Source organism: Nocardia sp. JCM 38205 (assembly GCF_058222935.1).
In genome coordinates, this window is the sequence record NZ_JBYHFL010000006.1 from 143,385 (window position 1) to 166,116 (window position 22,732).

Here is a 22,732-nt window from a genome sequence, read left to right on the forward strand (position 1 = left end):
TGGACGGCCGGGCCGCCAGCGGTTCGGCGTTTCAGCGCCCCATGGCGTGTCCGCTGCCGGGTGGCATGACGATGGTGGTATCGACGGCCGGGCGCGGCGGCGCGGGCCGAGGCGGAGCCGGTTCGGTTTCCGCCGGCTGCGACGGCGGCTCGGCGGGAGCTTTACGGGCGGTGAGGATTTCGGTGATCCCCAGAGCGATCATGCAGCAACCGGCGGTGGCGGCCAGCACGTCGGCCGAATCGAATGGCACGATCGCCACCACGATCCCGGCGATCAATGTCGCCAGCCCGATCACCTCGTGCGCACCACGCCCCGGAGTATCGTCGTCGTCCCATACCGCGGCGATCGCATGCACCACCCCGCGTACTGCCCAACCGATACCGAGCCACATCGCCACCAGCAGCACCCAGTCCCCGCTGCGGAACGCGAGCAGCCCGAGCACCGCCGATACCGCGCCCGCGAGGAACATCAATACGCGGGGAAAACGGCCGAGTCCCGAGGCGAATGCGATGGTCAGTTGCAGTACCGCACCGACCAGCAGATACACCCCGGCCAATGCGGCGAGCGTCGCCACCGATTTCCCCGGCCACATCATGATCACGACCCCGAGCAGCACCGAGCAGATGCCGACAACCAGGACCGTCTGCCGCACACCGCGACCCAACACCGACATCGGACCCGAATCCTCGTAGGTGGGCATAGCGACATGATATGGCCAACCCGTGCCGTTTGCCGAACGATTGCCACATTCGCCCGGTCAGGGTGGCATTCACCCCGTTGCACCCTGCTCGGTCGAGTGTGCTCCCGCGTCGAAGGCACCGAGGCTGCGGTCACGGCTCACTGTGGCGGAGCAGTCTCGGGCGACTCTCTGCCGAAGCGGTTGCGCGCGCGGTAGATTGTGGGGAGTGAAAGCTTCGCCCCTGTCGATCGGGGCTCTCGTCGGCGCTGTTGTCGGAGCACTGCTGATTTCCCCGGTGGCCGCTTGCTACCTGGCTCCTGCATTGACATTGTCGGCCATTGTCGACAGTGCAGAACTGCTCACGGCAACCCTGCTCGGCGCATGTCTGCTCACCGGAGCGGTCCTCGGCGCATGCGTAGGCGCTGCTTTCGGGTATGCGGTCGCCGCCGACCGCCGCAACGGCGGTTTCCACTGCCGCGGCCACGGGTGATCTCGGCCCTGCTTCGGAGCCACACCCGGTGGGCGCACCGAGTGACCACCACCGGCGGTCCGCACGTGATATCCGATGTCGTGCCGCCTGTTCGGGTGCCTGGGCGGATCGTGTCAGGACAGGCACCCGCACGCGGCGCCCGCCGGCCGCGGATCCGAGAGCTGCGCCGGCCCTCGGAAAACGCTTGCGGCGCCGTTCATGCGTTCTTGTGGCGCTGGTAGTGCCTGGCGACGCGGGCACGGTTGCCGCAGAGCGCTGGGGAACACCAGCGGCGGCGCGGATGGGTGGGTAGAAAGAGCATCCGGCACTGCGGTCCCTCGCAGGCACGGACCTTCACGACCGCGGGGTCGCCGAGTAGGTCCACGGCGGCCTCGGCGAGCTGGGCGAGCAGGCGAGCCAGGTTGTCGCCGTGTCGACCCGCGATGACGCCGAGATCGGGCTGGAGGATCCGGTAGGCGGGGGCGGTGCGGATCGCCCGGTTGACGGCGTCGAGAGCCTGGGTGGGCACTGGGTCGCCGCGTCGGGCCGCCTCGACGGCTGTGCGGATGTGTTCGCGGAGTTCACCGACCGCGGTCAGCGTCGCGGTCGTGACCGATGACGGTGCGGTGATCCGGTCGGCCTGCCGCGCCAGCCAGCGCTCGAAGGCCTCGACGCTGTCGAGTGCATCGATCTCGCCGTCGCGGGTGGACGCACGAGTGTTGAGCAGGTCCAACGCGAGTGGCTCACCGATCAGCAGATCCATAGTTCTAATGATATCTCAGTGGGTTGACACATTAGAACTAGCCTGATTTGATCTAATGCGTTCTTGATAGAGAGAGGCATTAGTGATGAACGTTCCTGAGGTCAGGCACGGGTTCGTGGACGTCGACGGGGTGCAGGTCTTCTACCGGGAGGCCGGGCCGGCGGACGGCACGACACTGCTGTTGCTGCACGGCTTCCCGTCCGCGTCGCACCAATACCGGCGGCTCATGGACGCCCTCGGCGGCCGCTATCGGCTGATCGCCCCGGACTACCCTGGCTTCGGGCACACCGAGACCCCGGACGGTTTCGTGTACTCCTTCGACGTCCTGGCCGATACTGTCGAAGGATTCGTGCAACGGATGGGTCTGGACCGATTCGTGCTCTACGCCTTCGACTTCGGTGGGCCCATCGGCCTGCGCCTGGCCACCAGGCACCCCGAGTGGATCGCCGGGCTGATCGTGCAGAACGCCAACGCCTACGAGGAAGGCCTGTCGGAGCTGGCCCGCAACACGATCAACGCGGCGGCCGACGAGCTCGGCGACCTGTTCACCTTGCCGGTCACCCGGAGCCAGTACGAAGGCGGCACCAGCGATCCCTCGCTCGTCTCCCCCGACGGATGGACGCTCGATCAGCACTTCCTCGACCTTCCCGGACGCAAGGACGCCCAACTCGCCCTGGCCCTGGACTATCGCAGCAACGTCGAGCTCTACCCCACCTGGCAGGCGTGGCTTCGCCGGCACCAGCCGCCGACGCTGATCATCTGGGGTCGCGGCGATGCGTTCTTCCCCGAACCCGGCGCCCACGCCTACCGGCGCGACCTGCCCGACGCCGAACTACACATCCTCGACACCGGCCACTTCGCACTGGAAGACAAACTGCCCGACATCGTCGCGCTCATCGACCGATTCCTGAGGAATTTCACCATGAAGATCGCCGTCATCGGAGCGACCGGCAACCTGGGCGGCGCCATCGCCCGAGAGGCCACCGCCCGCGGGCACCGGGTGTCGGCGCTGTCCAGCGCCGATCTCGACGTCCGTGACCCGGACTCCATCCGCGCCGCGGTCGCAGGCCACGATGCCGTGGTCGCCTCGGTCAAAGGCTCCGACCACCTCGTTCCCAAGGCGGCCTCCGCCTTGATCGAGGCCGGCGTTCGACGTCTGTTGTTCATCGGCGGCGGCGGAAGCCTGCTCGCCCCGAACGGCCAACGGTTCGTCGACTCACCGAGTTTCCCCGCCCAATACCGGGAGACCGCGCTCGACCAGGCCGATGCCCTCGACATCCTCCGCCGCGACGGCGCCGCCGTCGACTGGACCTACCTGAGCCCACCGCCCATGCACCTCATTCCCGGCGAGCGCACCGGCGTCTACCGGACCGAAGCCGGCGACACCCCCGTCACCGACGCCAACGGCGACAGCCGTATCACCATCGGCGACCTCGCCTCCGCCGCGGTGGACACCCTGGAACGCAACGCATTCCTCCGCCAACGCATCACCGTCGGCTACTGACAACGCCGCGGTGCCGCTTCCGCGGAGAGCCACGCCACGGGCAGTGGCCGCAGGACGGCAGTCGTTTACCGCAGACGAGCACGCGGGGCCACCTCGATGATCACCACCTCACGGCACCGCCTGGCCGGACGGCATATCCGCCGGGCGTGCCGGAGGCGGTGATCCCGCTGCGGGAATCGCCTCGATCGCGGCAGTATGCGAGCACTGGCCGGTCCGCTACCCGACATCGGTTGTCTTGCCGGCTGATTCCAGGAGCGCGTCGAGTTGGCGTTCGGCGCGTTCGGCGCGGGCCAAGGTTTGCGCGCGAGCGTCGTCGAGGGCCGCGATGCGGGCAGCCGCGTCGGCGTGGGCTTTGTCGATCGCGGCGGCCGCTTCCGCACGCGCCGCGGTGAGGTCGGTGGCGGCGGTTCGGCGGGTGTCGGCGAGTTCGGTGCGGACGTGGCCGAGTTCGGTGCGCGCCCGCTCGAGTTCGGCGCGTAGCTCCTGGATCGTGTGCGCGCGTTCGGCGGCCGTGCGTTCGGTGCGTTCGATGGCTCGTTCGGCGTCGGCGGCGCGCTGGACAGCGAGATCACGTTCAGCGGCGGCCGCGGTGACCTGCTGGGTGGCGGCGCGGCGAATCTGTTCGATCTCGGTGGCCGCGGTGGTGCGTACCCGTTCGATCTCTTCGCGGGTCTGTTCGCGCAGCCGTTCGATGTCGTCGGCGCATTCCTGACGCGCGGCGCGAATCTCGGCGTCGGCGGCGCTGCGGGCGGCGAAGACATCGGCAGCGGCCTGTGTGGTCACCGCTTCGACCTCGCGCAGCGCCTCGTCGCGATCGGCGCGAGCCCGGGCGGTGTCGGCTTCGGCGGCGGCACTGCGCGCCTCGGCCGCTTCGGCGGCCGCAGCAGCGTCCTCGGCGGCTTCTTCGGCGCGCACCCGCTGCTCGTCGGCGGCGCGGCGGGCCTGTTCGGCATCGGCGGCGGCCACTTCGGCTTCGGCGATGCGGCGGGCGGCGTCGGCCTGGATCTGCTGAATCTGCGCCTCGGCCACCGACGGGTCGGCCAGCGTGGCGAGTTCGGCGACGGCCGCGTTGAGGGTGGTGCCCAACTGCTGGGCCAGGCCACGGAACTGTTCGAGCAGCTCATCGGCGCGCACCCGCGCCGCCGTCGCCGGACCAGGCTGCGTCACAGTGACGGAATCTCCCGGTGTCGTCGACTCCTGTTGCTGCCGTTGACGTTCCCGCCACGCCCGCCACCGCGTGTGCTCGGGAAGGTCGCAGTATTCCGACGGCCGCCCCGGCCCCCCGCCCTTCGTGATCGGTCGCGCACACCCCGGGAAGTTACATACGTTCGCCACCGGAAAATCGTAGCGTTTGTTTCGTTTGTAGCGACGTAATGACACGAAACGAAATCCGGAGAATCCCAAGGGAATCGGCTCGACCCTGACCGCCGATAAGTGAACATTATCGGCGGTCAGGAATGGCGCCCTTGTTGGCTCGAGGAGTCGGCCGACCGGGCTCGCGCCCGCGGATCCCCGCAGTCACAGGCGACGCGAAAACTGGGGTCGCTGGTACGCGCGTCCCACAATGCGGCGGGTTCGGTGCGGTGCACCCTCTCCCCTGCCATCAGCACCCCCATCGGGTGGCTGGGCGCGACGGTCCGTCACGCCCAGCGTCGGCAGTGGCCAGGTGCCGCGCGCCGCTCGGCCGCCCTGGATCGGTTTCTCTGCGGCCCTATGGTGTCCCGGCCGCGGACGAATGCCCTCGGCCTTCGTTGCGAATCCGCTCCGAGCCGTCATCTACGCCGCCCCGGCCCGTGCACACGGCACCCGTATGCCGCGCCAGTCGGGCCATGCCGAGGGCGTCTAGTTCGACTTCATCGGCCTGGACCGCCGGCCGCATCGACGCGCAGAGCAATGCCCGTGTTCATGAGGTGGCGGGCGGCGCCGATGACGGGCATGGGCTCGTGTTCGGCGAGCCGCCGACAGCCGCCTGGGTTCGCGTCAGTCCGGCAGCCAGTGCAGCTCGTGCGCCACGGTTTTGGCGACGGTACGGATGCGGCGGTGCAGCGGCGACTGTTCGCGTGGGAGGACCAGGTGGATGGTCAGGCGGGGCGCGGCGCGCAGCGGTCGCCAGGTGAGACCGACCGGTGCCACTGTGGCCGCGGCTTCTCCGGCCGGGGCGAGAGTGATCCCGTCACGCAGGTCGCGTTGAGACATGTCGAAGGAGACGGCGGGGGTGTGGAATCGGGGGTGGGGCTGGGTGTCTCGGAACAGTGCGGCCAGCTGGTCGTGGATCACGGGGTTGGCCGCGCGGTCCGGGAGGCGCAGCGGATACGCGGCCGCGTCGGAGATCTCGATCTCCGGGCATCCGGCCAGCGGATGGTGCTGGGCCAGCTGGACCCCGACGCGCATCCGCCGCAGCAGAAACCGGCGCACGCCGCGGCCCGGCTGTTCACCGCGGGTGATCCCGGCATCGAGACGGCCGTCGGCGACCGCGGGCGTGATGTCGGGCGTCGCCATCGGGACCGCGGCGACCTCGAGCCCACTGTTGCCGCGAATCAGCCTGTCCACCAGGGCCGGTACCGTCTCGGCGCCAGTGGACAAGCTGTATCCGATGCGCAGCGTGCCGAGTTCACCGGCCGCGGCGCTGCGGGCGGTGTCCCAGGCCCGGTCCAGTGCCGCCAGCGCGGGCGGCGCCGACTCGGCCAGAGCCGTACCGGCCGCGGTCAAGACGACGCTGCGGGTGTTGCGCACCAGCAGAGCGGTACCGAGTTCCTTCTCCAATCGGCGGATCCGGGCGCTGAGTGCGGGCTGTGCGATGCCGATCCGGGTGGCCGCGCGGGTGAAGTTCAACTCCTGCGCCAGTACCAGGAAGTACCGCAGGCTCACCGTGTCCGGCGCCACGAGCCCTCCCCTGCCGATTGATAACGATCCGTTCTGAGCCTATCCCGGATCGGTCTTTCCCTCGACCGCATATCGAGCCCTAACCTGCGGATATGACGATTCAACCGACCGCAGCACCCGTCGCCGGGATCGGCCGATCCGACTGCCGATTCCAAGCCGGACGTGTCCGGCCCGGCACAGGGGGTTTCCATGGCTAAGGGCTACTGGGTCAGTGTCTACCCCGCCATGTCCGACCCTGCCCGGCTGGCTGCCTACGACGAGCTGGCCGGTCCCGCTGTTCAGGCCGGGGGTGGGCGTGTCCTGTCGCTGATTCCGTCCCGTGGCGGGCGAGTCGCCGCATACGAGGCCGGCCTCGCGCAGCGTGTCGTCCTGATCGAGTTCGACAGTTTCGACCAGGCCGTCGCGGCATACGAGAGTGAGGCATATCAGAAGGCGCTGGTGGCCCTGCCCGACGGCGTCGAGCGCGACTTCCGCATCGTCGAAGGCATCGACTGACTGCGCTCCGGCCGGACCGTCACCGAGGCTCGACTTGCCTGCCGCTGCCGACTGTCGCCAGCGGCAGGCAAGCTGGTAACCGCGGCGATCGCCGCAGTGCTATCGGTTTCCGGACCGACGCCCCGGTCTCACCTCAGGTGCCGGGTGAAGAAGCGGTTCGCCTCCTCCTGGGCGTATGCCGGCACGCCGGTGTGTCCGCCCATGTTGGCGTGCAGCGTCTTCTCCGTGGAGCCGAAGGCGTCGAACAGGTCCAGCGCCATCTGCCGGTCATTGCCCTCGTCGTCCCATTGCAGCAGGACGTGCAGTGGGATGGTGACCTTCGGTGCCTCGGCGAAGATGGCGCGCGGCACGTAACTGCCGGCGAAGAGCACGGCGGCCGTGATCCGTGGCTCGACGACAGCCAGCCGGGTGCCGAGGGAGATCACCCCGCCGGAATACCCGACCGGGCCGCCGATCTCGGGCAGCGCCAGGAGACTGTCGAGCGCGGCGCGCCATTCCGGGGTGGCCTGTTCGACCAGCGGGAGGACGAGCCGGTCGACGATGTCGTCGTTGACGGGCTCGCCGGCCTGTACTGCCTGGCGAAGGTCGGCGCGGGCCTGGTCGGCGTCCACCGATCGGGGCCGGTCACCGCTCCAGGGCAGCTCGATGGTGGCGGCGGCACAGCCGTCGGCCACGGCGTGCCGGGCCCGGGCCAGTAGCCGCGGGTACATCGCCGGCAGTCCGCCCGGATGGCCGAGCAGGATCAGCGGGGCCGACGCGGAGGTGGCCGCCGGCGTCCACAGGATGCCGGGGATCTCATCGAGGGTGAAGGTGCGCTCGATGATGTCGTCGTCGAGACGCTGTTCGGAAAGAAATTGCACGATGGTGCCTTTCGGGAGTGCTCACGAACGGCGCTCCCGGACGACCTATCGCCCGACCGTGACCCCTGAGGGGAGCACCCATGTCGATACTGCGTTCACGGATACCACCTCCTCGTCCTTTGGCACGGTCCCTGCGACGGTAGCAGTGGAGTCGGTTGCCGGCCAACGGATTTTTCGCGGTGGTTTGGGGAGCCGACCGCGACCGCACATCCGTCCCCATCGACCGGTCTCCCCGTGGCCGGCATCTGTGGCCGGAGCACAGTGCAGCTCCGAACGCGGCGGCGAACTCCTCGGGCTTCGAGCGCTACCTGATGCTCTCACCTGCTACCGGGCACCCGCGCTGTGAGCGGCCATGGACAGCAGTGCCAGGGCGTCGTGTTCGGTTGTGCCGGCTACATGCCGCGTGCATAGCGCACGGACTCGATCACCGTCTTCATGTCCAGTTCCAGGCCCGGTGCGTTGTCGACGATCTCACGGATCTCGAGCACGGCGTCGTCGACGGTGCTGCGCCGGGCCGAGGTGATCAGTTCGCTGCGCACGTAGGCACTCAGCGGCATGCCTGCTGCCGCGGCGCGCGCGTTGAATACGCTCCAAGCCTCAGCGGGTAGGTCGTAGATGTTGATCAAGGCCAGGGCGCCCGCGTCGAGCTCGGCGGCGGAGTGTCCCGGCCGCTCGTCGGCAAGGAACTGCACGACCGCGTCGATGGGTACCCGCCGGCCCGCCAGTGCCGTCAACTCTCGGCGCACATACTGGCGCACCGGTAGCCCGGCCGCGCGAGCACGCCGCCGCAAGACGTCGGACGTGGCGGTGGGCAGGTCCTCGATATCGATCAACGTCATACAGGCACGGTACTGCTCAGCCGTTTCCGAACACCAGCGGCAGCACTGGACCACCTGGCCAGACGGCAGCCTCGCGCACCCGCCGAACAGCACCGCCCCGTGGGACGCCCACTTCATCCCCCGAAAGCATCCTGCAGAGATCAGTGGGGCGAGCTCCATGCCCAGCCCGCGATCGCCGCACGCCACGCTGCCCGCCGACACCGGCGCCACGCTCGCGCCGCCGCTGACTGGCCAGATACCAGTCGGAGGCGGTGACGCTCACGCACGGGATCACCGCACCGAAACCGATTCGGTATCGCGGACAGCTGATTCGAGCGGCCCCTGTGCGCAGGCTTCGGGGTCGAGGGAGGCGCCGCGCGCGATCAGGGTGCGGGCGGCGCGGATATCGGCCGGGCAGCCGGCACCCGCCGCGCCGACGAGTCTGCCTGCGCGCAAGGCAAGCACCGCGGGTGTCGCGCTGCCCGCGCCGCGAGCCACGAGTTCGTCACCGGACCGGATGCGGCCTGCGAACTGCAGGTTCACCCCGTACTGGGTGGACCAGCCCCACGGGATCTCGGCGACGCCCGGTGCCGCGCCGAGCATCGACCGCGCCGCCGCCACTCCTTGGGCCTGGGCACTGTTCCAATGCTCGCTGCGTTCGTAGCCGCCGATCTCGGGGGTGTAGCGGTTGGCGACGTCGCCGGCGGCGTAGATGCCGTGCACCGATGTCCGGTAGTGCTGGTCGACGCGAATCCCGTTGTCGATCTGCACTGCCGCGGTCTCGGCGAGGGTGGTGTCGGGCACCGACCCGATGGCCACCAGCACGGCCGCCGCATTCCAGCTGCGGCCGTCGGCGGTCGCGGTGACCCGGCCGTCGTGGTAGGTGAGCTCGTCGAGGATGACGTCGTTGTGGATGGCGACGCCGTGGTCGGCGTGGATCTGCTGCATGTGCGCGCCCAGCAGCGGCGGCACGACCCGCTCGAGCGGAGCCGACGCCGCGTGCACGACGGTCACCGCGGCGCCGAGACCGCGCGCGGTGGCGGCGACTTCACAGCCGATCAGCCCGGCACCGACGACCAGCAGCGAACCGCCGTCGAACACCAGCGCCCGCAACAGCTGCGCATCGGCGATCGAACGCATCGTCAACGCCGACGGATGCTGACCGGGCAACGTGCGTGCCCTCGCCCCGGTCGCCAGCAACAGGCTGTCGTAGCTGACGATCCCGCCGTCGCCCAACCGGAGTCGCATCTGCTCGGGTTCGATCTGCTCGACCCAGGTTCCGGTGCGCATCTCGACCTCGGCCGCACGCCACGCCTCGGGCGAATCGATCAGTAGCCGTGCCTGGTCGACGGTGCCGGCGAGCGCCTCCTTCGACACCACGGGCCGCCGATACGGCGGTATCGATTCCGCGCCGAGTACCACGATCTGGCCGGTGTAGCCTTCCCGGCGCAAGGTCCGCGCGGCGCTGGCGCCGGCGATCCCGGCGCCGACGATGACGATGCGGCCTCTCATGCGCGGCTGACCTCGACCATGTCGAAATCGGCTTTGGCGGCGCCGCAATCCGGGCACGACCAGTCGTCGGGGATGTCGTCCCAGCGGGTGCCGGGCGCGATGCCGTCTTCGGGCCAGCCCAGTGCCTCGTCGTATTCGAAACCGCATTGCACGCAACGGAACAGCGTGTAGTCGGTAGTCATGTCAGGCTCCTGTGGTGGATACGGGCTCGAAATCGGGCTTGTCGCGCACCCCGCAGTCGGGGCAGCACCAGTCGTCGGGGATCGCCGGCCACGTGGTGCCGGCCGGAAAGCCTTCGCGGGGCGCGCCGGCCGATTCGTCGTAGCGGTAGTCGCACACCGGGCAGCTGTAGACGGCCATCACGCCACCCCGTAGCGGGCCAGCACCCGGTCCCGCTTGGCGGGATGGATGTTCACGCGGGTGATGTCGCCGTCGTAGTGATCGAGCACGCGGTGGTCCATCACCGTGCGCCACAGCGGCGGGAAGTAGGCCAGTGAGATCATGCTGGCGTAACCGCTGGGCAGGTTGGGCGCACCGTCCATGCTGCGCAGGATCTGATAGCGCCGAGTCGGATTCGCGTGGTGATCGCTGTGACGCTGGAGGTGGTACAGGAAGATGTTGGTGACGATGTGGTCGGAGTTCCAGCTGTGTTCCGGCGTGCACCGCTCATACCGGCCGGCCGGGGTGCGCTGACGCAGCAGCCCGTAATGCTCGAGATAGTTCACCGTCTCCAGCAGCGAGAACCCGTAGACCGCTTGGATCACCAGGAACGGCAGCACCGCGGGCCCGAACACGATGGCCAAGCCGGTCCACAGCACCACCGTCATCAACCATGCGTTGAGCACGTCGTTGCGAAGGGTCCACGGCCCCTTGCCCGTTCGCCGCAGCCGGGTGCGTTCCAGCTCCCACGCCGAGCGCAGGCTCCCCCACACGCTACGCGGCAGGAACGCCCAGAACGATTCGCCGAACCGGGAGCTGGCCGGATCCTCCGGCGTGGCCACGCGCACGTGGTGGCCGCGATTGTGCTCGATATAGAAGTGGCCGTAGCCGGTTTGGGCGAGGGTGATCTTCGACAGCCACCGCTCCAGTTCGTCCTTTTTGTGGCCGAGTTCGTGTGCGGTGTTGATGCCGACACCGCCCATCACGCCGATGCTCAACGCGACGCCGATCTTCGACCACAGGCCGAGTCCGCCGTCGATGCCGAGCCACGACAGGTCCGTCGCCGTCCACAGGTAGGCCGCGAACACCAGGCTGGCCAGCTGGAACGGGATGTAGGCGTAGACGCAGTAGCGGTAGTAGCGGTCGTGTTCGAGTTGTTCGATCACCTCGTCGGGCGGATTCTGCCCGTCCGGACCGAAGAACCGATCCAGGATCGGCAGCAGCACATACAGCAGCAGCGGTCCGATCCACCACCACACCGGCGCCACCTGCTGCCAGCCGAGCCGGTTGAACACCCACACCAGCGCGGCCGCCAGCCCCAGTGCCGTCGGGGGGATCAGCCCGAACAACCACAGATAGCGCTTGCGGTCACGCCACGGCGGGGCGCTCGCTTCGGCGCGCTCCCCCAGCTGTGAGCTCGTCATCGTCGTTCTCCTCGGATCGGTGAGCCGGCCCGCACGGTCGCTGCTGCCCTCATCGGCGTCGGTAGCGACCGGACCGTTTACACTTTCAGGTGATGTGTACTCATTAGAAACACGTGACTGCGGTTTGTCAACGAGTGAACGAAATCGTCTTTGATGTACGATGGCTGTCGTGGCTGAAGCGCCGAACTTTCACAGCGAGATGCGTCAACTGCTGCGCGCCCGCGTCATCGACACCGCCCGTCAACTCGTCTGCACCGAAGGCTGGGGCGCGGTCAACATGTCGCGCGTGGCCAAAGAAGTGGGCGTGAGCAGGCCTGTGCTCTACAAGGAAATCGGCACCAAACAAGACCTCGCCGACGCCGTCATCAGCAACGAACTCGACTCCTTCCTCGCGGGCATCACCGAAACCATCGCCACCCACCCCGACGACGTCCTGGCCGCGCTCACCGCCGCGGTCGACTTCACTCTCCGCACCGCCGCCGAGAACACCCTGCTCAAAGCCGTACTGGCCGGCCGCACCAGCGCCGACACCAGCTTGCTGCCCACGCTGATGACCGAACCCGAGCCCGTCCTCGGGCGCGCTGCCACCGCCCTCACCATCGTGGTACGCACCCAGTACGGGTTGCCCGCATTCGCCGATGACGAACTCGGCAGCAGAGTCGAAACCGTCGTCCGACTGGCCCTGAGCCACCTGTTCCAGCCCACCATCCCGATCGAGCGCGCTGTCGGCCAGATCGCCCTGGTCATCGATGCGATCTTCGGGCCTGCCGCCCGCGAGGCCGCACCCGCTCGCTGACAGACCACCGCGCATTCCCGCCTGCGAACACCGGGCGGATGTGCGGGACATGGCCCAGAACGGAGCACCCCTACGAGCTGACCGCTCCGAAGCGTTCGCTGCGCCCGTCGCCTCGACTACTTGCTGCCGATTCCGACGCCCCCGGAACGGACCCCATACGGCCCGGTCACCGCAAGGTCAGCGGGGTCGCGGAATCGAGGTGGGTGAGTTTCTGCGGGTTGCGCACGTAGTAGAGGCCGCTGATGTGGCTGTCCTCCACATGGGTCACGATGACGCCGTCGAATTCGCCATCGACAAACAGTGCCAGCGCCGGCCCGGCATTCACCACCGTCGCTTCCACGCTGAGCGCCACATCGTGTTTGGTCAGGCCGCCGACGATGAACCTGGCCACCTTGTCCGCTCCGACGACCGGACGCGGCGAGGCCTGCTTGATGCCACCGCCGTCGCTGATGGCCACCACATCGGGAGCCAACACATCCAGCAGACCTTGCAGGTCGCGTGTCTCGAGCGCCTGCTGGAACGCCTCGACCGCGGCCTGCGCCTGATCCGGAGTGACGGTGCGCCGGGGCCGCCGTGCCTCCACGTGACGGCGCGCGCGGTGCGCGATCTGATGCACCGCGGCGGGGGTCTTGTCGACCGCGGCGGCGATGTCGTCGTAGCCGAACCCGAATGCCTCACGCAACACGAACACCGCGCGTTCGGTGGGCGTCAAGGTCTCGAGCACCAGCATCAACGCCATCGACACACTGTCGGCGAGTTCGCCGTCGGCGGCGGCCTCGGGCGCCGTCAGCACCGGCTCCGGCAGCCACGAACCGACGTAGGACTCCCTGCGCCGCTTCAGTGAACGCAGCCGGTTGAGCGCTTGCCGGGTGGTGATCCGCACCAGGTAGGAGCGTTCATCGCTGACCTGCGTCAGGTCGACCTTCACCCACCGCAACCAGGTTTCCTGCAGCACGTCCTCGGCGTCGGCGGCCGAACCGAGCATCTCGTAGGCGACGGTGAACAACAGATTACGGTGCCGGACGAACGTCTGCGTCGCGTCGACGGTGGTGTGGTCGTCGGCTGTACCCGGTGTGCTCATGAGGGTTCTCTTCCTGTGTTGCCGTTGCCTTCTCGCCGACCGCCACCGGTGTGTGGCGGCACCTCACGGCCGCCTTGCCACACACCGGCGCTGCCGGATCTCAGGCAATGGCTGCCGGCGCATCGGTTGGCAATGTCTGCAACAGCTTCGGACGATGCTTGCCGTCGCTGGGCCAGTGATGCGCGCCGGGCTTGCGGGCCTCGGTGACCAGATGTTTGACGCTGGCCTGGCAGGAGAACTCTTTGAGCGCCTTGCCCACCGGGCCCGAGAAGTACAGCCGCATCGCCGTATCGTCCTTGTGGCCGAGCTGGAAGATGCCGGCGCGGCGGCCGAAACTGATGCACATCGCGGGGAACGCCAAGTCGACCGGCTCCGGTGCCGCACCCGCGATCCGCCGCAGCACGGTGTCGGCCGCATGCGCACCCAGGCAGCCGGCGGCGTAGGCGCTCATCCGGAATGGCAGACCCGAGGGCGCCGAAGAGTCGCCGGCCGCCACGATCCGCTCGTCGTCGACGCTGGTCAACGTCTCGTCGGTGAGCAGACGCCCGTCGCTGTCGGTGCGCAGCCCGCTGCGCTCGGCCAGATCCGGCACACCGAAGCCGACGGCCCAGATGGTGACCCGGCTCGGCACCGTCCGCCCATCCCGCAACCGCACCGCGTCGGCGTCCACCGCCGTCACCGCGGTCTCGGCACCCTCGAGCACGGCTACGCCCAGCTTCGCGAGGTATTTCCGGGCCGTGCGCCGCGCGCTCGGATGCAGGTAGGGGCCGAGCCGGCCGCCGCACACCAAGGTGACCGAGCGGCCCTGCTCGGCCAGCTCCGCGGCGGTCTCGATGCCGGTCGGGCCACCTCCGACCACGGTCACCGCCGACGTCATCGGGGTATCGAACAGCACCGACCGCAACCGCTGCGCCGCCTCCAAGGTCGCCACCGGGTAAGCGAATTCCGCCACACCCGGCACCTGTGGTTCCGCACTGCCGCTGCCGACCGCGTAGATCAGGTAGTCGTAGCCGATCGTGGTGTCGTCGGCCAGGTGCACCCGGCGGCCGGCCGCATCGATGTGCGCGACGCTGTTCACCACCAGCCGCACACCGTCGGCCAGGACCTCGGGGTAGTCCACCACCGCATCATGGGTCCCGCCCACCAACTGATGCAGCCGCAATCGCGGAACGAACACCGAACGCGGATTGATCACGGTCACCGTCACGTCCGCGCGCTGGGTCATCCGGTTGGCCGCCATCACCCCGGCGTATCCGCCGCCGGTCACGACGACGTCGATATTGTTGCTCATGATGTCTCCTTCGCTGTGTGGGACTCGAGCACAAGACACCGCGCGGACCCAGCTTTCTGACATGGTGTGAGTTAGATCACTATCGAGGGTTCGAGCTCAGCGCGGAACAGCCGCGGCTTCCCCCGGCGGCGCTTCCCGACCTGCTGCTGTGCACAGACGTCGCGGTCCGCGAAGGCCGACCACCGCACCCCCGACCAGCGCGCACACCACAGATTCGCAGCGCATCACCAGGATTCGCGCACCGGAACCTCATGCGTGCGCCGTTGCCACTGCTCGGCGAGGCGGCCGATGCGCCGCGGGGCGGCGATACCGCGCACGGCGGCGATCTCGCCGTCACGAACCTCCAGCACCGCCACACCAACGACCCGGTCGCCGACAACGAACAGCATCGCCGGACTGCCATTGACCACCGCGGCATGGATCGACGGCGAACCACCGGCCAGACGCCGCTTGGCCGCGGTCGGCCGCAACCCTGCCCGCACCGCCTCGGCGACACGCTCCCGAGTGGTGTAGCGAATCAAGGTCGCGGCCATGCCGCCGGCACCGTCGGACACGGCCGTGGCATCGGCGGTCAACAACGCCACCAGCTGATCGGTGCGCCCCGACGACGCCGCGGCGACGAACGCCTCGACCACCTGCCGCGCCGCGGCGGGATCGACAACGCCGGGCGTGCGCGCCCCGGCGATGCGGCGGCGCCCCCGATGGGCATGCTGCTGGCTCGCCGACTCCGTGATCTCCAGGATCTCGGCGATCTCGGCATGACTGTAGGAAAACGCCTCCCGCAACACATACACCGCCCGCTCGACCGGCGACAGCCGCTCCATCAGCGTCAGCACCGCCAACGACACCGATTCGCGCTGCTCCACCGTGTCGGCCGGGCCGAGCATCGGATCACCGTCGAGCAACGGTTCGGGCATCCAGGCCCCGACCGCGCGCTCATGCCTGACCTTCGCCGAACGCAGCCGATCCAGCGCGAGATTGGTGACGATCTTCGTCAACCACGCCTCGGGCACCTCCACGTAGTCGTGGTCGGCGGCCTGCCACCGCAGAAACGCATCCTGCACCGTGTCCTCGGCGTCGGCGGCGGACCCGAGCAGCCGATAGGCGAGGCAGGCCAGCCGATTCCGGCTGGCCTCGAAACGCGCCACGGCCGCAGTGTCCACGACCACGACCCTAGGCGAGGGTCGCCTCGGCCGAACGCGCACCGGCAGCGGCCACCCGGTGCCGTCGACTCGGCATCCCGAAGGTCGGCCGGCTCACCGCCCAGCCGCTGACCGCCACGATCGTCGACTTGACCAGCACCGCAGGCCGCCCACACAAGGCTCCACGCTTCGCGCGAGCGTCGTCGTCGACCAGCTGGAAGATCGCGTCCCTGCGTCCGAGGCTGATGTGGTTGCCGACGTAACTCAACGCCGTCGCCGCGACCTTGCGCCCGGTCAGATCACCGACCACAGCCGCGGCCGCCTGCGACCCGGTGAACCCCGCCGACGCACACGACATCGGCAACGGATGACCGTTCTCCCCGATGACGAACACGCTGTCACCGGCGGCATACACCCCCGGATGCGACACCGACCGCATCTGCCGGTCGACGATGATCTGGCCGTTGGGCTGCACCGCGAGACCGGCGGCGGCCGCGATCGGATGTACCGCGAACCCGGCCGCCCACACCGTCGCATCCGCGGCGAAGACGCTGCCATCGGAGCCGACCACTCCCGACGGTTCGACACGCTCAACGGTTGTGTGCTCATGAAGAGCGATGCCGAGCCGGTCGAAGGCGCGCAGCAGGTGGCGGCGCGCCTTCGGGCCCAGCCAGCCGCCGACCTCACCGCTGGTGACCAATGCGACCTCGAGACCCGGATGCGCTTCGGCTATCTCGGTGACCGCCTCGATCGCCGTCAGGTTCCCGCCGACCACCAGCAACCGCCCGCGCCCGCCCAACTCCCCCAGACGGGCCCGCAACCGCAGCGCCGACGCCCGTCCGGCCACATCGAAGGCGAACTCGGCGACACCGGGCACACCGTGATCAGCAGCGGCACTCCCGAGGGTGTACAGCACGGTGTCGTAGTGGATCCGCTCCACCGCCGCACCGTCGGAAATGGTGACGCTGCGATGATCGACGTCCAGATCGGTCACCCGGGCCGTGCGAACCACAACGCCCGTGCCCGCGAACACCTCGGTCAACGGCCGATGCGGCAGATCGTGCCCGGCCGCCAACTGGTGCAGACGCAGCCGCTCCACGAAATCGGGTTCGGCATTGACGACGTTGATCTCGACATCATCGGAGTGCAGTTTCCGAGCCAGGTATCCCGCGCAGAAGGCTCCGGCGTATCCGGCTCCGAGAACAACGATGCGGTGCTTCATGGATGGCTCCTGTCTGGTTCGTGTGCACCCTGAACGAGACAGCCCCCGATTTCCTGACAACACCCCACAGTGACGTGGGTCACCCGCTACAAACCTGGGCCGGGCCGAAGCACGTCCGGCCGGGTCAGACCGCCGCCCACGGCCGCAGCTTCTCCGGATTACGCATCACCCAGATGCGGGTGATCCGGCCATCGACGATGTCGAAGGCATACACCGAGATGACGGCGTCCCCCTGCACAGCCACCAGACCGGGCTGGCCGTTGACCGTGCGCTCCAGCAAGGTGACCGCGCCCGCGCGAACGGAGATCTCCATCCAGGCGCGCGCGATCTGCTCGCCACCGATGATCGGCTCACGAAAGGCCACGACCCGCCCGCCGCTATCGGCAGTCGCGCTCGCCTGCGGATCCAGCAACCCGATCAACGCCTCGATATCGCCCCGCTCCCAAGCACGCTTGAAATCCCTGACGACCTCCGCCCGCTCGGTGCTCGACGGACGCGGCGAGGTATCGATGCGGCGGCGAGCACTGCACGCGAGCTGACGGCACGCCGCGGGCGAACGCCCAACCACCTCCGCCACCTCGGCAAACGAATAACGAAACACATCGTGCAGCACGAACGCCACCCGCTCGGCCGGCGTCATCGAATCCAGCACGACCAGAAAAGCCATGCTGACCGACTCGTCGAGGGTGACCTGATCGGCAGGATCAGCAGCACCCGCACGATCGCGCCACTCCGACCGCCCCGGCACCGGCTCCGGAATCCACTCACCCACATACCGTTCCCGCCGCGCCCGCGCCGAACCGAGCACATCCAGGCAGATCCGGCCCGCCACCGTCGTCAACCACGCCCCCGGCGCCACCACCTCCGCCCGCTGCCGCTCCGACAGCGCATACCAGCGCGCGAACGTCTCCTGCACCACATCCTCGGCCTCGGCCAACGAACCGAGCAACCGGTACGCGAGATTGATCAGCTGACGGCGCTCGGCGAACACCTCGGGCGGTTGCGGGTCGGTCATCCTCGGCTCCTCCAGGTCTGCGGGTCCCCTCCCACACCGACGAATCAGCACCCCGGTATGTGAGGCGACCTGACATTCCGGGCCGCCGCATCGTCGGGAAGGTCGTCACCATTCCCGCACACCAGGAGATCAGGCAATGACCACCATCGGCATCATTCTCGGCAGCACCCGGCCCAACCGCAACGGCTCCCAGGTCGCGCAGTGGGCACTGGACACCGCAGCCCAACGCAACGACGCCGACTTCGACCTGATCGACCTGCGCGACCACCCACTCCCGCACCTCGACGAGCCGGCACCGCCGATGTTCGGCCCATCCCCGCACGCACACACCCGCGCCTGGGCCGAACGAATCGCCCCCTTCGACGGCTACCTGATCGTCACCCCCGAATACAACGGCGGCGCGCCGGGAGTGCTGAAAAATGCCATCGACCACCTGAGCGCGGAATGGTCGAACAAAGCGGTCGGATTCGTCTCCTACGGTGTGAGCGGCGGCGCCCGCGCAGTGGTTCAGCTGCGCACGGTCTGCGGCACACTCGGCATGGCCGACGTCGGCTACCAGGTCGCGATCTCGCTGCTCACCGATTTCGCCGACCACACCACCTTCACCCCACGCGAACACCACGCCGACGCCCTGCACAAGACCCTGGACCAGCTCATCGCCTGGAGCACTGCACTCGCGCCGCTACGGGCGTCCGCCGACGCCGCCCTCATCGAGGCCTGAGGAGCCGAACATGGCCACATCCAACGAACTCCACCCCGACCACGCCCAGATCCGCCAGCAGATCGAGACGCTGATCGAAGCACTCGAGGCCAAAGACCTCGAAGCCGTGCGACAGCTCTACACCACCGACATCGTGTCCTTCGACATCGAGCCGCCGCTGCACCATGTGGGAATCGCGGCGAAACTCGACAACTGGGTACGCGCGTTCCAGGTTTTCGAAACCATCATCTACGACATCCGCGACCTCACCCTCACCGTCGGCGGCGATGTGGCCTTCGGCCACGCCTTCGCACGCCTGCGCGGCACCCTCGCCGACGGCACCAGCACGGACGGCATGTGGGTGCGAGCCACCTTCGGAATGCGCAAGATCGACGACACCTGGCTGATCGCGCACGACCAGGTCTCGGTGCCACTCGACATCGCGGGCGGCCGAGCCCTCACCGATCTCACGCCCTGACACGACCGGGAGGCTGCGCGGCCGGCCATCACCGGCCGCGCAGCCGCCCGCACCAGCGATCTGCGCAGTCCAACGAACTTGTCTCCTCGGCCGCGACGGCACAGCTGACCCGGCACACCACCGCGCACCGGATAGATTCGGGCAGAACACGAATACGGCGTGCGACGCACCGAACCGAAGGGCAGCGATGACCGAGGACCCGCCCGCTCACCTCCAGCGCGATATCGCCATCCCCGACGCGGTACGCGCCCAACTGCACCGCGGGGTGCGCAGCGTTCTCGTCGACACCGCCGCGCTGCGCGAAGTCCGGCAACGCTTCGCCGACGACCAGGCCGCCACCCTCGGCCGATACCTCGAGGCCTCCCAATCGGCCAACACCGTGCGCGCCTACCGCACCGACTGGATCGCCTGGTCGGCCTGGTGCGCGGCAGAAGGCAGGCAAGCGCTACCCGCCGACGCCCTCGACGTCGCCGTCTACCTCGCCGCCGCGGCCGACGCACGCGACGAGCACGGCGAGCCGGTCTTCGCCCCCGCCACCCTGGAACGCAAATCCGCCGCCATCGCCGCCGTGCACGCCGCCAACGGATTACCCTCACCCACCCGCTCGGACGTCGTGCGGCTCACCCTCCGCGGCATCCGCCGCACCCGCCGCGCCCGACCGGTCCGCAAACGCCCGATCTTGCTGCACACCCTCGAACAACTCCTCGACGGACTACCCGAACGCGGCTGGCCCACCGAACCCGCACGCCGCCGCGACTCCCTCGCCCTGCTCATCGGATTCGCCGGCGCACTGCGCCGCAGCGAACTCGCCGGACTCCGCGTCCACGACGTGCACGTCACCCAGGACCACAACACCGGCGAACCCGTCCTGCTCATTCACCTGCCCAGCACCAAAACCGATCCCACCGGCATCACCGAACAACGCGTCGCCCTCCCCCGCGGCACCCGCCCGCACACCTGCCCCGTCTGCGCCTTCGCCGACTGGATCGCCCTGCTGACCCTGCACAACACCGCCCCCGACCGGCTACCCGAACACCTCACCGCCACACCGCCCCCCGACCCGAAAATCCACCGCTGCCACGGCTTCACCGGCCCGCCGGCAACCCTGCCCGCCGACCAGCCGCTGTTCCCCGCCGTCACCCGCCACGGCGGCATCGGCGCAACCCCGATCTCCGGCCGAGCCATCGCCGAACTCGTCAAACGCTACGCCGCCCGCGCAGGCCTGGACCCCGCCCTGTTCTCCGGCCACTCCCTGCGCGCGGGCTTCGCCACCCAAGCCGCCCTCGGCGGCGCCGCCGACCGCGAGATCATGCGCCAGGGTCGCTGGTCCAACCCCCGCACCGTGCACCGCTACATCCGCACCGCCAACCCCCTCGACGACAACGCCGTCACCAAACTCGGGCTGTAAAAGGTCAGCGCCCTACTCCGGCGCGACGAAACCGCCGATCCGCTGCTCGAGCAACTCGGCCAACCGCAGCGGGGTGCGATCCTCGAACATCGGGCCGATCAGCTGCACCCCCACCGGCAACCCCTCGCGCGAGCGCCCGGCGGGCACCGCGGTAGCGGGCAGACCAGGCATCGTCGCCACACCGGCCCAGACGAGTTGATCCAAGTACGGGTACCGCACCCCGTCGATCTCGATCCGACGCGCGAACAGATCGGGGTCGTGATCGTGCGGGAACGCGGGAGTCGGCGTAATCGGGCACATCACGGCATCGAACTCGGCGAACAACTGCCGCCAGCCGTGACGGTGGCGTTCCCGGGCAGCGTTCGCCTCCATCCAGTCGCGATGGGTGCACACCGTCGCGCGAAGACGCGTCGCAGCGAGGCTGCGATCGGCTGCGTCCAGTTCGGCGGCGCGTTTCCCCAGCTCCGCGTAGGCGTCGGGCGGGTAGTGGGCGACGGCGCTCGCGAACAGCAATCGCATGTAGACCGCGGCCGATTCGGCCAGATCGGGCAGCAGCACACTGTGCCGCTCCACACGCGCGCCCGCCTCGACCAGTGCGTCGGCCACCCGGCGCACACCCTCCCGTACAGCGGTACCGGTCGGAATGAGCGGATGCTCATCGAGAACCAGCACCCGGAAGTCCGACAGCCGCCCATGGCGCGCGGGCGGCAGAGTCGACTCGTACGCGACACCGGACGTCAGCGGGTCCGGTCCGGCCATCACGTCCAGCAGCAGCGTGAGGTCGCGAGCCGTGCGGGCCATCGGACCTACGACAGCCAGGTCGGCTTCGACCGGCAAGGCCGGCACCCGCGGCGGGACCATACCGCGCATCGACGCGAGCCCGAGTGTCGGCTTGTGTGCGTAGACGCCACAGAAATGGGCCGGCGTCCGCAGCGAACCGGCAATATCCGAACCGATCGACAGCGCACCGAATCCGCAGGCCAGCGCCGCCGCCGACCCACCGGAGGACCCGCCCGCCGTCCGAGCGTGATCCCACGGGTTGCTGGTCGTGCCATAGATCTCGTTGAAGCTCTGCACATCTCGCAGCGCCAACGGCACATTCGTCTTACCCACCACCACCGCACCCGCCGCCTTCAGTCGCGCCACCTGCACCGCGTCCTCGAACGGCACATACGTCTGTTCCAGCGGCATGCCCCAGGTCGTGGGCAGCCCCGCGACGTTGTAGGACTCCTTGACCGTCACCGGAATACCGAGCAGCGGACGATCCACTCCGCGCGCCCGTGCCCTATCGGCAGCCCGCGCCGCCGCCCGCGCACGATCGAAGTCCCGCACACAGATCGCGTTGATGGTCGTATCGTCGCGCTCGATACGGGCGATCGCCGCGTCGGTCAACTCCACCGAGGTGACGTCACCGGCATGCATCGCGGCCGAAAGCTCCTCGGCCGATCGAAAATTCCACTCCATGCCGCCGACGCTAGAAGCAGGCCGAAGAGGGCACGAAATGCCAGTTCACACAACCACAACGAATGAGCCGGCCGGTCGGCTGCCGAACTCACCCGCGTTCCGCCAGTTCACGGCCACGCGATCGGACGAACCCGCCCGCACAAGCCATCGCGTACCCACTCCGCGCAATAAGGCGAATGTCTCACCCTCGCCTCAGCACAGACCCATCGCGAACACGCACGGATTCCAGATGGGGCAACAATTGTCACGGCCGATTGCACCAGAAGCAATTGACGCAGGTCGGGGCCGACGCGCCCACAGCGAGCTCCGTATCAAACGGGCCGCAGTACACCCCGGCCGTCAGCGCGAATACCGCTCACGCAAGGCGACTCGGCACACATTCACGTCGGCACACATTCACGCCACTGATTCGGCGCGGCGACCGCCAATCGAGTCCGGCGGCAACCCGCCCGACGACCACCCCTGTCCGGAATCGCCTATCCCCCACCCTCGCTCACCGTCGACCCCCTCCTGTCTATGCGTGTTTTGGTCTTGACGGGTGATTGGGGTGAGGTAAGCGAGATGGGCCC

The 22,732-nt window shown here is 68.8% G+C and carries 22 protein-coding genes; 6 read left to right on the forward strand and 16 right to left on the reverse strand.

Translation table 11 applies throughout. The features are described from left to right. Positions 1-31 precede the first annotated feature (31 nt). Complete coding sequence (locus tag AC4HOU_RS22360) at positions 32-700, reverse strand: HdeD family acid-resistance protein (protein WP_195019317.1); 669 nt, start codon at positions 698-700, stop codon at positions 32-34. A gap of 665 nt (positions 701-1,365) precedes the next feature. Further along, positions 1,366-1,911: a CGNR zinc finger domain-containing protein gene (locus AC4HOU_RS22365; protein WP_195019315.1), complete on the reverse strand. Its 546-nt coding sequence runs from the start codon at positions 1,909-1,911 to the stop codon at positions 1,366-1,368. An 85-nt stretch (positions 1,912-1,996) separates the two neighbouring features. Between AC4HOU_RS22365 and AC4HOU_RS22370 the strand changes: the two genes are divergently transcribed. Then, the gene (locus tag AC4HOU_RS22370; protein WP_195019314.1) at positions 1,997-3,415 is read left to right on the forward strand and encodes an alpha/beta fold hydrolase; all 1,419 of its coding nucleotides are present in this window, start codon (positions 1,997-1,999) and stop codon (positions 3,413-3,415) included. Between the two features lie 216 nt (positions 3,416-3,631). Here the strand turns inward: AC4HOU_RS22370 and AC4HOU_RS22375 are convergent, their stop codons facing one another. Both AC4HOU_RS22375 and AC4HOU_RS22380 read right to left on the reverse strand, forming a co-directional pair. After that, on the reverse strand, positions 3,632-4,582 hold the full coding sequence (locus AC4HOU_RS22375; RefSeq protein WP_195019313.1) for a coiled-coil domain-containing protein: 951 nt from the start codon (positions 4,580-4,582) through the stop codon (positions 3,632-3,634). 813 nt (positions 4,583-5,395) lie between these two features. Then, positions 5,396-6,298 (reverse strand): LysR family transcriptional regulator, encoded by a 903-nt coding sequence (locus tag AC4HOU_RS22380; RefSeq protein ID WP_195019312.1) that lies wholly within the window; start codon positions 6,296-6,298, stop codon positions 5,396-5,398. 189 nt (positions 6,299-6,487) lie between these two features. Between AC4HOU_RS22380 and AC4HOU_RS22385 the strand changes: the two genes are divergently transcribed. Next, positions 6,488-6,793 (forward strand): DUF1330 domain-containing protein, encoded by a 306-nt coding sequence (locus AC4HOU_RS22385; RefSeq protein ID WP_195019311.1) that lies wholly within the window; start codon positions 6,488-6,490, stop codon positions 6,791-6,793. 128 nt (positions 6,794-6,921) lie between these two features. On the opposite strand, the gene AC4HOU_RS22390 is transcribed toward AC4HOU_RS22385, so the two are convergent. The 6 genes from AC4HOU_RS22390 to AC4HOU_RS22415 all read right to left on the reverse strand — a co-directional run bounded on the left by AC4HOU_RS22390 (position 6,922) and on the right by AC4HOU_RS22415 (position 11,566). Then, complete coding sequence (locus AC4HOU_RS22390) at positions 6,922-7,653, reverse strand: dienelactone hydrolase family protein (protein ID WP_490725135.1); 732 nt, start codon at positions 7,651-7,653, stop codon at positions 6,922-6,924. A gap of 392 nt (positions 7,654-8,045) precedes the next feature. Beyond that, a complete protein-coding gene (locus tag AC4HOU_RS22395; RefSeq protein WP_195019309.1) occupies positions 8,046-8,492 on the reverse strand; it encodes a hypothetical protein in 447 nt (148 codons plus the stop codon). 270 nt (positions 8,493-8,762) lie between these two features. Next, the gene (locus tag AC4HOU_RS22400) at positions 8,763-9,983 is read right to left on the reverse strand and encodes an NAD(P)/FAD-dependent oxidoreductase (RefSeq protein WP_195019308.1); all 1,221 of its coding nucleotides are present in this window, start codon (positions 9,981-9,983) and stop codon (positions 8,763-8,765) included. Then, positions 9,980-10,165: a rubredoxin gene (locus AC4HOU_RS22405; protein WP_195019307.1), complete on the reverse strand. Its 186-nt coding sequence runs from the start codon at positions 10,163-10,165 to the stop codon at positions 9,980-9,982. Before AC4HOU_RS22405 ends, AC4HOU_RS22400 begins: the two co-directional genes overlap by 4 nt. A 1-nt stretch (position 10,166) precedes the next feature. Further along, positions 10,167-10,343: a rubredoxin gene (locus AC4HOU_RS22410; protein WP_163817701.1), complete on the reverse strand. Its 177-nt coding sequence runs from the start codon at positions 10,341-10,343 to the stop codon at positions 10,167-10,169. Next, on the reverse strand, positions 10,343-11,566 hold the full coding sequence (locus AC4HOU_RS22415; RefSeq protein ID WP_195019306.1) for an alkane 1-monooxygenase: 1,224 nt from the start codon (positions 11,564-11,566) through the stop codon (positions 10,343-10,345). Before AC4HOU_RS22415 ends, AC4HOU_RS22410 begins: the two co-directional genes overlap by 1 nt. Before the next feature lie 169 nt (positions 11,567-11,735). Here AC4HOU_RS22415 and AC4HOU_RS22420 point away from each other — a divergent pair, with 169 nt between their 5' ends. Next, positions 11,736-12,362 carry a TetR/AcrR family transcriptional regulator gene (locus AC4HOU_RS22420; protein WP_280499309.1) on the forward strand — a complete coding sequence of 209 codons (627 nt, stop codon included), beginning with the start codon at positions 11,736-11,738 and terminating at the stop codon, positions 12,360-12,362. A 166-nt stretch (positions 12,363-12,528) separates the two neighbouring features. Here the strand turns inward: AC4HOU_RS22420 and AC4HOU_RS22425 are convergent, their stop codons facing one another. The 5 genes from AC4HOU_RS22425 to sigJ all read right to left on the reverse strand — a co-directional run bounded on the left by AC4HOU_RS22425 (position 12,529) and on the right by sigJ (position 18,113). After that, positions 12,529-13,443: an RNA polymerase sigma-70 factor gene (locus tag AC4HOU_RS22425; RefSeq protein ID WP_194990130.1), complete on the reverse strand. Its 915-nt coding sequence runs from the start codon at positions 13,441-13,443 to the stop codon at positions 12,529-12,531. A 100-nt stretch (positions 13,444-13,543) separates the two neighbouring features. Then, a complete protein-coding gene (locus AC4HOU_RS22430; RefSeq protein ID WP_194990129.1) occupies positions 13,544-14,734 on the reverse strand; it encodes an NAD(P)/FAD-dependent oxidoreductase in 1,191 nt (396 codons plus the stop codon). Positions 14,735-14,958: 224 nt separating this feature from the next. Then, on the reverse strand, positions 14,959-15,897 hold the full coding sequence (locus AC4HOU_RS22435; protein ID WP_194990128.1) for a sigma-70 family RNA polymerase sigma factor: 939 nt from the start codon (positions 15,895-15,897) through the stop codon (positions 14,959-14,961). 10 nt (positions 15,898-15,907) lie between these two features. Then, complete coding sequence (locus AC4HOU_RS22440; RefSeq protein WP_195019304.1) at positions 15,908-17,098, reverse strand: NAD(P)/FAD-dependent oxidoreductase; 1,191 nt, start codon at positions 17,096-17,098, stop codon at positions 15,908-15,910. Between the two features lie 124 nt (positions 17,099-17,222). Beyond that, positions 17,223-18,113: an RNA polymerase sigma factor SigJ gene (gene sigJ / locus AC4HOU_RS22445; protein ID WP_163817713.1), complete on the reverse strand. Its 891-nt coding sequence runs from the start codon at positions 18,111-18,113 to the stop codon at positions 17,223-17,225. Positions 18,114-18,249: 136 nt separating this feature from the next. Here sigJ and AC4HOU_RS22450 point away from each other — a divergent pair, with 136 nt between their 5' ends. From AC4HOU_RS22450 to AC4HOU_RS22460, 3 genes are all read left to right on the forward strand, one after another. Next, a complete protein-coding gene (locus tag AC4HOU_RS22450; protein ID WP_163817715.1) occupies positions 18,250-18,834 on the forward strand; it encodes an NADPH-dependent FMN reductase in 585 nt (194 codons plus the stop codon). A gap of 10 nt (positions 18,835-18,844) precedes the next feature. Beyond that, positions 18,845-19,291 (forward strand): YybH family protein, encoded by a 447-nt coding sequence (locus AC4HOU_RS22455; RefSeq protein ID WP_195019303.1) that lies wholly within the window; start codon positions 18,845-18,847, stop codon positions 19,289-19,291. A gap of 187 nt (positions 19,292-19,478) precedes the next feature. Continuing rightward, complete coding sequence (locus AC4HOU_RS22460) at positions 19,479-20,699, forward strand: site-specific integrase (protein WP_195019302.1); 1,221 nt, start codon at positions 19,479-19,481, stop codon at positions 20,697-20,699. 12 nt (positions 20,700-20,711) lie between these two features. On the opposite strand, the gene AC4HOU_RS22465 is transcribed toward AC4HOU_RS22460, so the two are convergent. Continuing rightward, positions 20,712-22,163 (reverse strand): amidase, encoded by a 1,452-nt coding sequence (locus AC4HOU_RS22465; RefSeq protein WP_490725142.1) that lies wholly within the window; start codon positions 22,161-22,163, stop codon positions 20,712-20,714. Between the last annotated feature and the right edge of the window lie 569 nt (positions 22,164-22,732).

What these genes read in the sequence shown, in the direction of transcription:
- AC4HOU_RS22360 (WP_195019317.1), bottom strand. Translation starts at nt 700, where the DNA reads ATGCCCACCTACGAGGATTCGGGTCCGATGTCGGTGTTGGGTCGCGGT.
- AC4HOU_RS22365 (WP_195019315.1), bottom strand. Translation starts at nt 1,911, where the DNA reads ATGGATCTGCTGATCGGTGAGCCACTCGCGTTGGACCTGCTCAACACT.
- AC4HOU_RS22370 (WP_195019314.1), top strand. Translation starts at nt 1,997, where the DNA reads ATGAACGTTCCTGAGGTCAGGCACGGGTTCGTGGACGTCGACGGGGTG.
- AC4HOU_RS22385 (WP_195019311.1), top strand. Translation starts at nt 6,488, where the DNA reads ATGGCTAAGGGCTACTGGGTCAGTGTCTACCCCGCCATGTCCGACCCT.
- AC4HOU_RS22395 (WP_195019309.1), bottom strand. Translation starts at nt 8,492, where the DNA reads ATGACGTTGATCGATATCGAGGACCTGCCCACCGCCACGTCCGACGTC.
- AC4HOU_RS22400 (WP_195019308.1), bottom strand. Translation starts at nt 9,983, where the DNA reads ATGAGAGGCCGCATCGTCATCGTCGGCGCCGGGATCGCCGGCGCCAGC.
- AC4HOU_RS22405 (WP_195019307.1), bottom strand. Translation starts at nt 10,165, where the DNA reads ATGACTACCGACTACACGCTGTTCCGTTGCGTGCAATGCGGTTTCGAA.
- AC4HOU_RS22410 (WP_163817701.1), bottom strand. Translation starts at nt 10,343, where the DNA reads ATGGCCGTCTACAGCTGCCCGGTGTGCGACTACCGCTACGACGAATCG.
- AC4HOU_RS22415 (WP_195019306.1), bottom strand. Translation starts at nt 11,566, where the DNA reads ATGACGAGCTCACAGCTGGGGGAGCGCGCCGAAGCGAGCGCCCCGCCG.
- AC4HOU_RS22425 (WP_194990130.1), bottom strand. Translation starts at nt 13,443, where the DNA reads ATGAGCACACCGGGTACAGCCGACGACCACACCACCGTCGACGCGACG.
- AC4HOU_RS22430 (WP_194990129.1), bottom strand. Translation starts at nt 14,734, where the DNA reads ATGAGCAACAATATCGACGTCGTCGTGACCGGCGGCGGATACGCCGGG.
- AC4HOU_RS22440 (WP_195019304.1), bottom strand. Translation starts at nt 17,098, where the DNA reads ATGAAGCACCGCATCGTTGTTCTCGGAGCCGGATACGCCGGAGCCTTC.
- sigJ (WP_163817713.1), bottom strand. Translation starts at nt 18,113, where the DNA reads ATGACCGACCCGCAACCGCCCGAGGTGTTCGCCGAGCGCCGTCAGCTG.
- AC4HOU_RS22450 (WP_163817715.1), top strand. Translation starts at nt 18,250, where the DNA reads ATGACCACCATCGGCATCATTCTCGGCAGCACCCGGCCCAACCGCAAC.
- AC4HOU_RS22455 (WP_195019303.1), top strand. Translation starts at nt 18,845, where the DNA reads ATGGCCACATCCAACGAACTCCACCCCGACCACGCCCAGATCCGCCAG.
- AC4HOU_RS22460 (WP_195019302.1), top strand. Translation starts at nt 19,479, where the DNA reads ATGACCGAGGACCCGCCCGCTCACCTCCAGCGCGATATCGCCATCCCC.
- AC4HOU_RS22465 (WP_490725142.1), bottom strand. Translation starts at nt 22,163, where the DNA reads ATGGAGTGGAATTTTCGATCGGCCGAGGAGCTTTCGGCCGCGATGCAT.